Raw genomic sequence first — 12568 nt, 5'->3', positions numbered from 1 at the left:
CGATTTGCGACCGCTTAAACGACACACCTAGAAAATGCCTCGGGTGGCGCACACCGGCTGAAGCGTTCAGGGACGAACTCATGAAACTGAGATAGCAGGAAACGTCGCAACGACCCTTGAGCCTTCATGGACTGTTTCAACGCCTGTTTGAACTTGCCCTGGTTGAGAAAGCCCAAGGCGGACTGGAGATCGTTCTGAAGAGTCATGAGGCCTATCTATCATCCTGTCAGGGCGGCTGAAAAGCAGCGGGCCAGGGAGGCTTTGCATGTTCGCCGCGGCCCGGGTTAGAAATCAGCATGTGCGGACGATTTGCCATAACCCTGCCCAGTGATGCAATGGCACAGCTGTTTGCGGCGCAGCCCGCGAACGATCTTCCGGCGGTGCCTAACTTCAACGTCTGCCCGACCAATCCGGTGCATGTTGTGCAGGCGGGGGAGGCGGGGCGGCAGCTGGTGCCGATGCGCTGGGGCTTCCTGCCGCATTGGTACAAGAGTGAAACCGCCGGGCCGCTGCTGATCAACGCGCGGGCAGAGACGATTGCGGAGAAGCCCGCCTTTGCCAAATCCTGCCGCGAGCGGCGCTGCCTGATCCCGGCCAGCGGGTTCTATGAATGGACCAAGTCGGAGGACGGCGCCCGGCTGCCCTGGTACATCCGCCGCAGCGACGGCGCCCCCATTGCCTTTGCTGCCGTCTGGCGAAGCTGGGGCGCGGACGATCCCGTCAAGACCTGCGCCATTGTCACCACTGCCGCCAACGAGGGGCTCTCGGCCATCCACCACCGGATGCCGCTGATCCTGGAGCCGGAGGACTGGGGCAAATGGTTGGGTGAGGAAGGCCATGGCGCCGCCAGGCTGATGCAGCCAGGGGCGGAGGGTGTTCTGGACTTCCACCGGGTTGATCCGGCGGTGAACTCCAACCGCGCAGAGGGGCCGGAGCTGATCGAGCCTTTCGGGGAAGAGGATATCCCGCGCGGGCAGCTGATCTGAGCGCTACTCGGCAGCGTGGCGGGCGGGCAGGTCGCGCTGCGGTGCGCGGCTGAGGTCGTTGCCGGCGAGCGTCGCCTTTTTCAGCAGCGCCACGAAGGTCTCCTGCTCTGCCTTGGTAAGGCCTGTGAGGATGCCGGGCTGGGAGGCGTGCACAATGGGCAGGATGCGGTCAAGCAGTGCTTCGCCATCCCGTGTCAGGCTGACCTCACGGGCGCGGCGGTCGGCCTTGGACACGCGGCGCTCTACCAGCCCCTTGTCCACCAGCCGGTCCACCACCTTGCCCAGAGTGGCGCGGTCATAGGCGATGAGACCGGCAACCGAGGCCTGGTCGATGCCGGGATGGCGGTGGATGGCGGCCATGGCGGAGAACTGCACCGGGGTGAGGTCGATGCCTTCTGCCGCCATGCGGTCCATGAACTGGGCCACGGAAATCTGGTGCAGCCGCCGGATCAGGTGGCCGGGCAGGGAGTGAATGTCCAACGGGTCGGTTTTCATGGCCTACTGGTCCTTGGCGGTCGGGCGCCCCGGTGCTTCATCCGGGCAGGTCTGATTGCAAGGATTGCCATACCGCCCCGTGCGCAGTACGCGCAAGACTTATCGCCGCGGCCGCGGCAATTGCAGCTTTTCCTTGCGCATGGGGCGCGGTAAGTCTGGCCCATGGCGCTGAAATTCACCTCCTTGCAAGAGTTCTACGCGCACGGGTTCGACACCGTGATCGACGTGCGCAGCCCGGCGGAATATGCCGAAGACCATGTGCCGGGCGCGATCAGCCTGCCGGTGCTGGACAACGAGGAGCGGGCTGAGGTCGGCACCATCTATGTGCAGGACAGCCCCTTCAAGGCGCGCAAGCTGGGCGCGGCGCTGGTGTTCCGCAACGCCGCCAACCACATCGAGCAGAGCCTGAGCCACCATGAAGGCGGCTGGAAGCCGCTGGTCTACTGCTGGCGCGGCGGTCAGCGGTCGGGGTCCTTCACCTGGATGCTGCAGCAGATCGGCTGGCGCGCCGAGGTGGTCGAGGGCGGCTATCAGACTTACCGCCGGCTTGTTAACGCCGCGCTTTACCAGACCGCGCTGCCGCACCATCTGGTGGCGCTGGACGGCTATACCGGGTCAGCCAAGACCGAGGTGCTGAAACGCGCAGGAAAGCTGGGCGTGCAAGTGCTGGATCTGGAAGGGCTGGCCAATCACCGCGGCTCGCTGCTGGGCGATATGCCGACGCCGCAGCCCTCGCAGAAGGGGTTCGAATCCGCTGTGGCCGGGGCGCTGATGCGGCTGGATCCGGCCCGCCCGGTGCTGGTGGAGGCCGAGTCCAGCAAGATCGGCCAGCGGATCATTCCGCCTTCGGTCTGGGATGCAATGAAGCAGGCCCCCCGGATCGAATTGCAGGTACCGGTGGCGGCGCGCTGCCGCTATCTGGTGAAGGCCTACGACGATATCCTGTCGGACGCGGAGCGGCTGCGGGAGAAGCTGGGCCCCTTGCGCGCGCATCGCTCCGGCGCGGTGGTGGATGGCTGGTTTGCCAGCATCGAGGCGGGGGACAAGGCTGCTCTGACCGAAGCGCTGATGGTGGAGCATTACGACCCCGCCTACCGCAAGTCGCGGGCCGCGATCGGGGCCGAGGTCGCCGCCACGGTCGAGGCTGAAGCGCTGGATGAAGCGGGACTGGATGCCGCCGCCGCGCAGGTGGCGGCGGTCATGTCCGGTCTCTGACCGGGGCTCTCCCGCCCGTCGCCGGGGCATCAGTGATGCCCCGCTCCCGTTGGGCGCGGCGCTGCGCTGGCGCGCAGCGGGTCAGGCGCTGAGGGTGATCGCCCCGGAACCTTCCGTGACTTGGCCGACAAGGGCCGCCGGATACCCGGCTACGTGCAGCTGCTTGAGCAACTCGCCGGCCTGATCAGCGGCGACTGCTGCCAAGAGGCCGCCCGCGGTTTGCGGATCGAACAGCAGGTCCTGCCAGCCGGAGGTTTTCAGCTCCGGCAGCGCAGCCTGGTTGGCGGGGAACAGAGATGAGCGGATGCCGCGGTCCGCCAGTTCCGCCGCACCCTGCATCAGGGGGATCTGGCCGGTGAACAGCTCTGCGCCCGCGCGGGATGCCTCGCAGATGCCCAGAAGATGGCCAAGAAGGCCGAAGCCGGTCACGTCGGTCATTGCATGGGCGTCCTGCAGGACTTGGGCGGCAGTACCTTGGGGCCGGCTCATTTGCTCCAGCGCCGCCGCGACCCATTCGCCTTTGGCTTCGCCGGCCATCTCGGCGGCCATCAGCACGCCGGAGCCGAGAGGTTTGGTCAGGATCAGCGCATCGCCCGGTTTGGCACCCGCAAGGGTGATTGCGGGGTGGGGGCAGAGGCCGGTGACGGTGAAGCCCACCGTCAGTTCGTCGCCGAGCGAGGTGTGGCCGCCGATGATGGCGGCGCCGGCTTCTTGCATGACGTCCGAGGCGGCGCCCATGATTTCCTGCAGGGTGCGGGTCTGCAGCGCGGGCGACATGCGCGGCAGGATCAGGTTTGCGGTGGCCGCCTGCGGCTCTGCCCCCATTGCCCAGATGTCGCCGAGCGCGTGCACGGCGGCGATGCAAGTCATAACAACCGGGTCGTTGGTGAAGCTGCGCAGGTGGTCGGTGCTGATCACCTGTTTGATGCCGCCGGTGGTCAGCAGCGCGGCATCGTCGCCGGGCAGCGGGGTGATGTCGTCTCGGTTCGCAGTCCCAAGACCTGCAAGCGTGCCGAACAGCGCATCGCGGCCGACTTTGGCGCCGCAGCCGCCGCACATGGGTTTGTCGCCAAGCGCATCCTCCATGTCCAGCGTGTGCTCTGCCGGCAGCGGCGGAGCCTCCATCGCGGGCAGGTCGCGGAATTTCTCCATGAAGGCCTGGTCGATGCGGTCCTTCCAGCTCCACATCAGCGGGCCTGCAAGGGTGGTGCCGAAGCGTTCGCCGAGCGCCTCCTTGGAGCCCATGGAGATCAGTTTCAGGTAATCCTTCTGCGGCCGGTACTTGCGCAAGGGATCGCCGGTCATCAGGGCGCGCAGGTTGTGGTAGAGAACTGGTGCCTGGCGGACGGCGTAGACGCCGGCCTTGGGGCGCGGGGCGAAATCCATATGGGCGCAGTCGCCTGCGGCAAAGACCTGCGGATCAGAGCTTTGCAGGGTTTCGCTGATCCCGATGAATCCGTCGTTCAGGTCCAGGCCGCTGTCCGAAAGCCAGCCATAGGGGCGGGCGCCGGCGGCGCCGGTGGTGAAATCCGACAGGATCTCGCGCCCGTCCTGCAGCACAATGTAGCCGTCCTCGATGCGTTCGATTTTGGCGTTTTCCTCCAGCCGGACGCCTTGTTCGACCAGGGCGCGGCGCAGTTTTTGCCGGGCTGTTTGGCCGATGGCGCGCAGGGCTTCGTCGCTGTCGATCAGCGTGGCCTGGGCCAGGCGGCCGCGGGATCTGAGGGCATAGGCCATGGCGAGGATCAGCTCCACCCCGGCGACGCCGCCGCCGATCACGGCGACATGGGCGGGGCCGTCCCCTTCGCGGAAGGCGGCCCATCGGGCGGCGAAGCGGCCCAGCGGCTTGGCCGGGATGCCGTGGCAGGCAAAGCCCGGCAGGTCCGGCATGGCGGAGGTGATGCCGATGTCGATGGAAGCCACGTCATAGGCAACCGGCGGGCGGCCCGGCACATGCACCAGCCGGGCCGCGGTGTCGATATGCTCTGCCGCGCCCAGCACCACGCGGGCGCCGGCAAAACGGGCGAGGCGGACCAGGTCGATGTCCAGTTCCTCGCGCGCGTAGTGGCCTGCGACAAAGCCGGGCAGCATGCCGGAATAGGGTGCAGAGGGGCCGGGGTTGATCACCGTCAGCCGGGCGCCGGGCAGGGGCTTCATCCCCCATTTTCGCAGCACCAGCGCGTGGGTATGGCCGCCGCCCACCAGCACCAGATCGCGGGTCAGCGGCAAGCGGGAGGTGTCGATCACGGGTCAGGCCTTCCTGGCTGGGGCGCGCTTACTCTTCGGCGGGCGGGGTGTGGGACGCGTGGCGGCGTTCCTCGTCCTCGGGCGTGTCATGGGTGGCCCAGTGATCGTCGCCGCCGGCCTCTGGCATGGTGTCGCGGGTTTCCTGCCGGTGGATGTGCACCTTGGCAATGAAATTCGCGGTGATCGGCGCGGTGAGGAACAGGAACAGGGTGATCATCAGCTCGTGGTAGGAGAAATACTTCTCAAACGCCGCCGCGTGAAGCATCGAGGCCAGCAGCACGCCGCCGACGCCGAGGGTGGTGGCCTTGGTCGGCGCATGCAGCCGCGACATCGGGTCGTTCAGCTTGATCAGCCCGAAGGAGCCGACAATGCCGAAGATGCCGGCGATCACCAGGAAGGCGGCAACGAGGAGTTCAAACAGGTTTTCCATGGCTCTCCCTCACTCGATGATGTTGCCGCGCAGGATGAAGCGCGCGTAGGCCACGGTGGAGACAAAGCCGAGCATGGCGATGATCATCGCGGCCTCGAAGAAGATCTCGGTTCCCAGCGCCATGCCATAGAGCACCATCAGCGCGATGGCGTTGATGAACATGGTGTCGAGCGCCAGGATGCGGTCGGCCACATCGGGGGCGGTGACGACCTTCCAGAGGTTCATCAGCATGGCGAGCGCAAAGCAGGCAAAGGCGAAGGTTGCAGCGCTTTCGATCATTCGAAAATCTCCATCAGCCGACGCTCGTAGCGCTGTTTGATCTCATCCCGCACCGCGTCGGGGTTGGGGGCATCCAGGCAGTGGACCAGCAGGGCGTGGCCCTCGTCCGAGACGTCCGCCGACAGGGTGCCCGGGGTCATGGTGATGGTGCCTGCAAGGGCGGTGATCGCTTCCGGCGTTTTCAGCTCCAGCGGAATGGTGATCCAGTTGGGGCGGCGGTCGGCGTTGGGTTTGAACAGGACAATGCGGGCGACGATGATGTTGGCCTGGATGATATCCATCAGCACCACCAGAATGTACTCCGCGATCTTCAGCGGGCGGCGCAGGTTGGGGCGGTTGGGCCAGAAGGGCTGCGTCACGAAGGGGATCACCACCCCCAGCATGAAGCCGAAGACCAGCGAGTTGAGCGACCAGCGGTTCACCATCAGGAGCCAGGTGAGGGTCAGCAGAAGCGTCAGCAGGGGGTGCGGAAACAGCCGCCGGATCAGTTTCATTCTGCGGTCCTCCCAAGCACGGTGTCGATATAAGCCGCAGGCGCATAGAGCTGCGCCGCCGTTGCCTCGGCATAGCGGGTGGCGGGGCCTGCAAAAACGGTGAGCGCCACCAGCCCGCCAAGCAGGCCGAAACAGGCGACGAAGGGCAGCTGCGCCGGTCTGGCCGCCAGGGTGTCGACGGGCGGTTTTGCGCTCGTGTCAGTGTCCTCCGGCGGCAGGCCGTGGCCCTTCCAGAACAGCAGCGAGCCTGCGCGGGCCATGCCGATGATGGTGATCAGCGAACCCAGCAGGATCACGCCCCAGATCCAGGGCGCCAGATCGGCGCTGCGGGTGGCGTCCAGCACCAGGAGCTTGCCCAGGAAACCCGACAGCGGCGGCATGCCCGCCAGCGCGATGGCAGCGGCGAAGAACAGCGCCGAGATCAGCCCGGTCTGCGGCATCGGCAGCTGCGGCAGGATCCACTGGCCCTGACGCTCCATCACCAGGTCGGCGACCAGGAACAGCAGCGCCGCCGCGAGGGTGGAATGCACCAGGTAGTAGAGCGCGGCGGCAGCGGCGGTCTGGGTGAAAAGCGAAATCGCGATCAGCAGCGTGCCCATGGAGGCGATGGCGCCGAAGGCGGCCAGGCGGCCAAGCTTCTTGGAGCCCAGCACGCCGATGGCGCCGGCGCCAAGGGTCACGAGAGCGGCGGGCAGTAGCCAGCTTTCGGTGAGGCCTGCGGTGGCCTCGACCTCGGGGCCGAAGACCAGCGTGTAGATGCGCAGGATCGAATAGGCGCCGACCTTGGTCATGATGGCAAAAAGCGCCGCCACCGGCATTGGCGCGTTGGCATAGGCCGAGGGCAGCCAGAAGTGCAGCGGCAGCAGCGACGCCTTGATGGCAAAGACCAGCAAGAGCATCACCGCGCCGACGCGCAGCAGGGCGGTGTCCTCTGCCGGGATCTGGGCAACCTTCACGGCGAGGTCGGCCATGTTGAGGGTGCCGGTCACCGCATAGAGCGTCCCGAGGGCAAACAGGAACAGGGTGGAGCCGAGGAGGTTGAACACCACGTACTGCACGCCGGCCTGAAACCGGCGGGTGCCGCCGGAGTGGATCATCAGCCCGTAGGAGGCGATCAGCAGCACCTCGAAGAAGACGAACAAGTTGAAGGCGTCGCCGGTCAGGAAGGCGCCCATGATACCCATCAGCTGGAACTGGAACAGCGCGTGGAAATTGCTGCCGCGGGTGTCCCAGCCGGAGCCGATGGCATAGAGCAGCACTGGCAGTGCCAAGAGCGAGGTCAGCACGATCATCATCGCCGACAGCCGGTCCAGCACCAGCACGATGCCGAAGGGTGCGGGCCAGTCGCCCAGTTCATAGACTTTGACGGTGCCATCGGCGGCCTGCGCCGCCAGCGCCAGGGTAACTCCGGCCAGCAGCACGGCGCTGGCCAGCGAGAAGATCCGCTGCAGGTCCAGATGGTGGCGCAGAACCATGATGATGAAGGGCGCAACAAGGGCCGGCAGCACCACCGGCGCGATCAGAAGATGCTCCATCATGCGTCCTCCCCGGCGCCTTCGGGCTCAGCCGGCATCGCGGTGCTGTCATCGCGGGACGAAAGGTAAGCCCCCAGCGCGATCATCACCACCACCGCTGTCATGCCGAAGGAGATCACGATGGCGGTCAGCACCAGCGCCTGCGGCAGCGGGTCGGTATAGGCGACCTCCTCGTATTTGTTGAGAATAGGCGGCGCGCCGGTGACCAGCCTGCCGGTGGCAAACAGGAACACGTTGACCGCATAGGTCAGCAGTGACAGGCCCAGGATCACCGGAAAGCTGCGGCGGCGCAGGATCAGATATACGCCGGCCGCCGTCAGAATGCCCACGGCCGAGGCAACGAGAAGTTCCATGCTTATCCCTCCGTCCCGGTCTTGGCCGCTTCGTCGCGTGCCGGGTTGATGTCCATTGCGTGCTCCGTGCTTATTCCCGGTTGCCAGGCAAAGCGCGACAGGCTTTCCAGCGCCAGCAGCACCGCGCCCACGACGGCCAGGAAGACGCCGAGGTCAAAGAGCGCGGCGGTGGCCCATTCGAACTCCTCCAGCGGCGGCCAGTGGATGTAGCCGAAGTCGCTGGTCAGGAACGGCATCCCGTTGAACCAGGCGCCCATGCCGGTGGCAGCGGCAATCAGCACGCCGGAGCCGATGATGGCATGATACGGGTAGCGCTGCCGCTCGGTTGCCCAGGCAAAGCCGGACGCCATGTACTGCATGATGATGGCGATGGCCGCGACCAGCCCGGCGATGAAGCCGCCGCCCGGCAGGTTGTGGCCGCGGAAGAAGATATAGGCCGCGACCATCAGCGCCAGCGGCATCATCACCCGTGTCGCCACCACCATCATCAGCGGGTGCGCGTCGCCTGCCTGCGGCAGGTCCGGCTCGCGGTTCAGCAGGTAGGCGCGGACCTTGGAGCCCAGAACCGCTTCGGTCAGGGCAAAGATCACCATGGCGGCGATGCCCAGAACGATGATCTCGCCGAAGGTGTCGTAGCCGCGGAAGTCGACCAGGATCACGTTCACCACATTGGTGCCGCCGCCGCCCTTGTAGGAATTGGCGAGGTGGAAGTCCGAAATCGTCGGGAAGGCGAAGTCGCGCATCAGCAGCGCATAGATCAGCCCGCCCGCGCCGAGGCCCGCCACCACCGAGATCGCGCCGTCGCGCAGGCGGGTGAGGACCGGGGTTTCGACCGGGGTTTCCTTGGGCATGAAATTCAGCGCCAGCAGCAGCAGGATGATGGTCACCACCTCGACCGAGATCTGGGTCAGCGCCAGGTCGGGGGCCGAGAGGTAGTTGAACGACATCGAGACCACCAGGCCGACCACGCCGATCAGCACCAGCGACACCAGACGGTTGCGGTGCTTGGCGACAATGAACAGGGTTGCCACCACCAGGGCGAACCAGCCGACAATGGGCAGCGCACCCGGGTCCTGCATCTGGCGGGATTCGGCGCCTAAGGTGCCGCCGCGGTAGGCGAAGTAGCCGATTGCCACGGTGAAGGTGACCATGATCGCCGCGTAACGCGTCAGGACGCCGTTGTGCAGCCCGTCGGTCACCAACTGGCTGAGGCGGGTGAAGGCGCCGATCAGGCCCTCGAAGATTGTCTTGGCTTCTGGCCGCGGCATTGCGTTCCAGGCACGCTGCAGGGGCCTATGCAGCGCCAGCAGGGCCAGACCGCCGATGGTGGCAAACACCGACATGTAGAGCGCCGGGGTCAGCCCGTGCCAGAGCTTGAGCGAGTAATAGGGCAGTTCCCCGCCGCCGATCACCGCGCTTGCGGCGGTGGCGACCAGCGGGCCGGCAATCTTGGCCGAGGCGAGGCCGATCAGCACCACCAGCACAACCAGGAAGGCGGGGCCGATCCACATGCCGGTATTGGGGTCATGCGGGTGGCCGGGGTAGTCCTCGCGCTTGGGGCCGAGGAAGACATGGGCGATGAAGCGGAAAGAATAGGCCGCCGAGAATACCGCGGCTGCTGTGACCAGCGCGGGCACGATCAGATGCGAGCCGTTCCAGATCGTGTGGGTGGTTTCCTCCAGCATCATTTCCTTGGACAGGAAACCGTTGAGGGGCGGGATGCCGGCCATCGACAGCGCTGCTACTGTGCCGATGGTGAAGGTGACGGGCATCAGGTGGCGCAAGCCGCCCAGGCGCTTGATGTCGCGGCTGCCGGCCTCGTGGTCGATAATGCCTGCGGACATGAACAGCGCCGCCTTGAAGGTCGCATGGTTTATGATGTGGAAGACCGCTGCCACCGCGGCGAATTTGGTGCCGAAGCCCAAAAGCATGGTGATCAGGCCCAGGTGGCTGACAGTGGAGAACGCCAGAAGCGCCTTGAGGTCGTCCTTGAACAGCGCAATCACCGCGCCCACCAGCATGGTGACCAGACCGGTGGTGGCGACGATATAGAACCACTCCGGCGTGCCGGCCAGCACCGGCCACAGCCGCGCCATCAGGAACAGCCCGGCCTTCACCATCGTGGCGGAGTGCAGGTAGGCCGAAACCGGCGTCGGCGCCGCCATCGCGTGCGGCAGCCAGAAGTGGAAGGGGAACTGCGCCGACTTGGTGAAGGCGCCAAGCAGGATCAGGATCAGCGCGGGCAGGTAGAGCGGCGAAGCCTGGATCGCGTCCTTGTTCTGCAGGATCACGCTGAGGTCATAGGAGCCCGCGATATGGCCCAGAAGCAGCATGCCCGCAATCATCGCCAGCCCGCCGGAACCGGTCACGGTCAGTGCCATCCGCGCGCCCTGGCGGCCTTCGGGCAGATGCTTCCAATAGCCGATCAGCAGGAAGGAGCTGAGCGAGGTGAGCTCCCAGAACACCAGCAGAAGCAGGATGTTGTCCGAGAGAACGATGCCGACCATAGCCCCCTGGAACAGCAGCAGGTAGCTGAAGAACTGGCCCATCGGGTCTTCGCGCGACAGGTAGTAGCGGGCGTAAAGGATGATTAGGAGGCCGATGCCGAGGATCATTGCCGCAAACAGGAAGCCCAAACCGTCAAGGAAGAAATGCGCGTTGAGGCCGAGTGCGGGCAGCCAGTCGACGGCGGCATAGACGGTTTCGCCGCGGAACACGGCAGGGATGTGCAGCATCAGCCCGATGAAGGCGAGCAGCGTGGTCAGCCCGGCAGCAGAGGCTGCTGCGTTGCGTCCGGCGCGGATCAATAACGCGGGAAAGACGGCTCCGAGAAAAGGCAGGGCCGCAATCAGGAAAAGGGACACGTGCAAGTCTCCTGTCGGGTTGGCGCGTCGTTTTTAGGCCAGTGCTACGCAAAATTCCTGCGCAGAACCACCCCCGCCGCCCTGATTGCGGCGGTAATGCCGCAGCCAATGGCAGAGTGAATACGCTCGTTACGGGCATAATTGGGCAGCAGACGCGCAATAACAAGAACTTGACCAGCGGATTCGGCCTGTTTCTGGTGATTGGCAGGCCCGGGCCTGCTAGACCGGGGGGGCAAAAGCGGCGGCGGAGGAATGATGGCTGGGGCAGAAGCAGGAAACCCGAAGCTCACGCGGCGTCTGATGCTGCTGGGCGGCGCTGCGGCGGCGGCGGGCTTTGGCTACTGGTGGCAGCGCCGCCAGCCGCCGGACCACGATCAGCCGCGGCTGACGGCGGCAGAAGCCTATGCCCAGGCGCGGGCCGGCGAGATCACCCTGGTGGATATCCGCACGCCGCAGGAATGGCGCGCGTCGGGCGTTCCCGTGGGCAGCCATCAGATCGACATGCGGCGCAGTGATTTCATCGAGGCTCTGCAGGCGGCGGCCGGGCCGGACCCCTCGGCGCCGGTGGCGCTGATCTGCGCCCGCGGCGTGCGGTCTGCGCGGATGACGCTGGCGCTGGCAGAGGCGGGATACACGAATGTCATCGACGTGCCGGAGGGGATGCTGGGCTCTGCTGCAGGCCCCGGCTGGATCGCGGGCAACCTGCCGGTGGCCCGGTGGAAGGGATGATGCGGCGGCTGAGAAGCGCGGCCGCTGCCGCTGTTCTGGCGTCGGCCTTGGGCACCGCAGCCGTTGCGGGCTGCGGCGGGGCGGAGGGCATCTGCAGCGTGGAAGATGGCGCGTATCACATTGTCTTGCCGGAACCCTCAGAGGCTGAAACCGCCGTGCCGGTGGTGATGTTCCTGCACGGCTACGGCGGCAGCGGCAGCAGCGTGCTGGACAACCGCTCCCTGGTGGAGGGGCTGACCGAGCGCGGCTATGCGGTGATCGCGCCTGAGGGGCTGCGGCGGGACGGCAGCGGCCCGCAGTCTTGGGGCTTCGGCCCGTTCACAGGAGGCCGCGATGAAGGCGCCTTCTTTTCAGAAGTGCTTGCGGATGCGGCGGAGCGGTTCGGTACCTCGAGGTCGCAAACGGTGCTGGCCGGGTTCTCGGCCGGCGCCTTCATGGTGCATTATCTGGCCTGCCGCGACCCGGCGGGCTTTGCTGCTTACGCTCCGGTCTCGGGCGCTTTCTGGCGGCCGCAGCCGGTGCGCTGCGCCGGGCCGGTGCGGCTGTTGCAGGTGCATGGCTGGCGCGATGAGGTGGTGCCGCTGGAGGGGCGCGTCCTGGGCGGCGGCCGGTTTGAGCAGGGCGATGTCTTTGCCGCGCTGGAGGCCTGGCGGGAGGCCAACGGCTGTGCCTCCCATGCGCCGGGCAGGGCGTGGAGCACCAACGGTCTGCTGCGCCGCCGCTGGGACTGCGGGCCGGGCGCCGGGATAGACTTGGTGCTGTTCGATGGCGGCCATACGGTGCCCAAGGGCTGGGCCGGACTGATGGCAGATTGGTTCGAGGATCAGCCGGCGGTGCGCTGACACAGCCGCTGCGTCAGGTCCGGGCGGCGGGCTCCCGCCCCTTTGGACCGTAAATCAACGATTTCCGGCAAAGCGTTGGGCCGGGCAGCGCGCCCTTGG

The 12568-nt window shown here is 66.4% G+C and carries 12 protein-coding genes and 1 pseudogene; 5 read left to right on the top strand and 8 right to left on the bottom strand.

All coding sequences use genetic code 11. From position 1 onward, the window contains the following. Positions 1-95 (top strand): annotated as a pseudogene (locus AB1A62_RS12405) (integrase); the annotation flags it as partial. A gap of 201 nt (positions 96-296) precedes the next feature. After that, the gene (locus tag AB1A62_RS12400) at positions 297-986 is read left to right on the top strand and encodes an SOS response-associated peptidase (RefSeq protein ID WP_366661782.1); all 690 of its coding nucleotides are present in this window, start codon (positions 297-299) and stop codon (positions 984-986) included. Positions 987-989: 3 nt separating this feature from the next. Here AB1A62_RS12400 and AB1A62_RS12395 read toward each other — a convergent pair whose 3' ends face one another. Further along, a complete protein-coding gene (locus AB1A62_RS12395; protein WP_366661781.1) occupies positions 990-1481 on the bottom strand; it encodes a MarR family transcriptional regulator in 492 nt (163 codons plus the stop codon). Positions 1482-1643: 162 nt separating this feature from the next. On the opposite strand from AB1A62_RS12395, the gene mnmH reads away from it, so the two are divergent. Beyond that, positions 1644-2696: a tRNA 2-selenouridine(34) synthase MnmH gene (mnmH, locus tag AB1A62_RS12390; RefSeq protein ID WP_366661780.1), complete on the top strand. Its 1053-nt coding sequence runs from the start codon at positions 1644-1646 to the stop codon at positions 2694-2696. A gap of 81 nt (positions 2697-2777) precedes the next feature. Here the strand turns inward: mnmH and selD are convergent, their stop codons facing one another. Genes selD through AB1A62_RS12355 form a run of 7 tightly spaced genes read right to left on the bottom strand, consistent with a single transcriptional unit; the run spans position 2778 to position 10898 of the window. Beyond that, positions 2778-4940, bottom strand: coding sequence for a selenide, water dikinase SelD (gene selD, locus AB1A62_RS12385; RefSeq protein ID WP_366661786.1), 2163 nt, complete (start codon positions 4938-4940; stop codon positions 2778-2780). 31 nt (positions 4941-4971) lie between these two features. Beyond that, positions 4972-5373 (bottom strand): Na+/H+ antiporter subunit G, encoded by a 402-nt coding sequence (locus AB1A62_RS12380; RefSeq protein ID WP_366661779.1) that lies wholly within the window; start codon positions 5371-5373, stop codon positions 4972-4974. A gap of 9 nt (positions 5374-5382) precedes the next feature. Beyond that, entirely contained in the window at positions 5383-5652 is a 270-nt protein-coding gene (locus AB1A62_RS12375; RefSeq protein ID WP_019295814.1) for a K+/H+ antiporter subunit F, read from the bottom strand. Further along, positions 5649-6146 carry a Na+/H+ antiporter subunit E gene (locus tag AB1A62_RS12370; RefSeq protein WP_366661778.1) on the bottom strand — a complete coding sequence of 166 codons (498 nt, stop codon included), beginning with the start codon at positions 6144-6146 and terminating at the stop codon, positions 5649-5651. The genes AB1A62_RS12375 and AB1A62_RS12370 overlap by 4 nt, the downstream gene beginning before the upstream one ends. Continuing rightward, positions 6143-7681, bottom strand: coding sequence for a monovalent cation/H+ antiporter subunit D (locus AB1A62_RS12365; RefSeq protein WP_366661785.1), 1539 nt, complete (start codon positions 7679-7681; stop codon positions 6143-6145). The genes AB1A62_RS12370 and AB1A62_RS12365 overlap by 4 nt, the downstream gene beginning before the upstream one ends. Beyond that, positions 7681-8034: a Na+/H+ antiporter subunit C gene (locus tag AB1A62_RS12360; protein WP_366661777.1), complete on the bottom strand. Its 354-nt coding sequence runs from the start codon at positions 8032-8034 to the stop codon at positions 7681-7683. The genes AB1A62_RS12365 and AB1A62_RS12360 overlap by 1 nt, the downstream gene beginning before the upstream one ends. Before the next feature lie 2 nt (positions 8035-8036). Further along, the gene (locus AB1A62_RS12355; RefSeq protein WP_366661776.1) at positions 8037-10898 is read right to left on the bottom strand and encodes a monovalent cation/H+ antiporter subunit A; all 2862 of its coding nucleotides are present in this window, start codon (positions 10896-10898) and stop codon (positions 8037-8039) included. Positions 10899-11153: 255 nt separating this feature from the next. Between AB1A62_RS12355 and AB1A62_RS12350 the strand changes: the two genes are divergently transcribed. Together AB1A62_RS12350 and AB1A62_RS12345 are read left to right on the top strand one after the other, a co-directional pair. Further along, complete coding sequence (locus AB1A62_RS12350) at positions 11154-11627, top strand: rhodanese-like domain-containing protein (protein WP_366661775.1); 474 nt, start codon at positions 11154-11156, stop codon at positions 11625-11627. After that, entirely contained in the window at positions 11627-12469 is an 843-nt protein-coding gene (locus AB1A62_RS12345; RefSeq protein ID WP_366661774.1) for an alpha/beta fold hydrolase, read from the top strand. Before AB1A62_RS12350 ends, AB1A62_RS12345 begins: the two co-directional genes overlap by 1 nt. Positions 12470-12568: the final 99 nt, after the last annotated feature.

This window comes from Leisingera sp. JC11, assembly GCF_040704725.1.
Lineage (GTDB): Bacteria > Pseudomonadota > Alphaproteobacteria > Rhodobacterales > Rhodobacteraceae > Leisingera.
The sequence above is the reverse complement of the archived record's forward strand: the minus strand, read 5'-3'. Positions and strand labels throughout refer to the sequence as shown.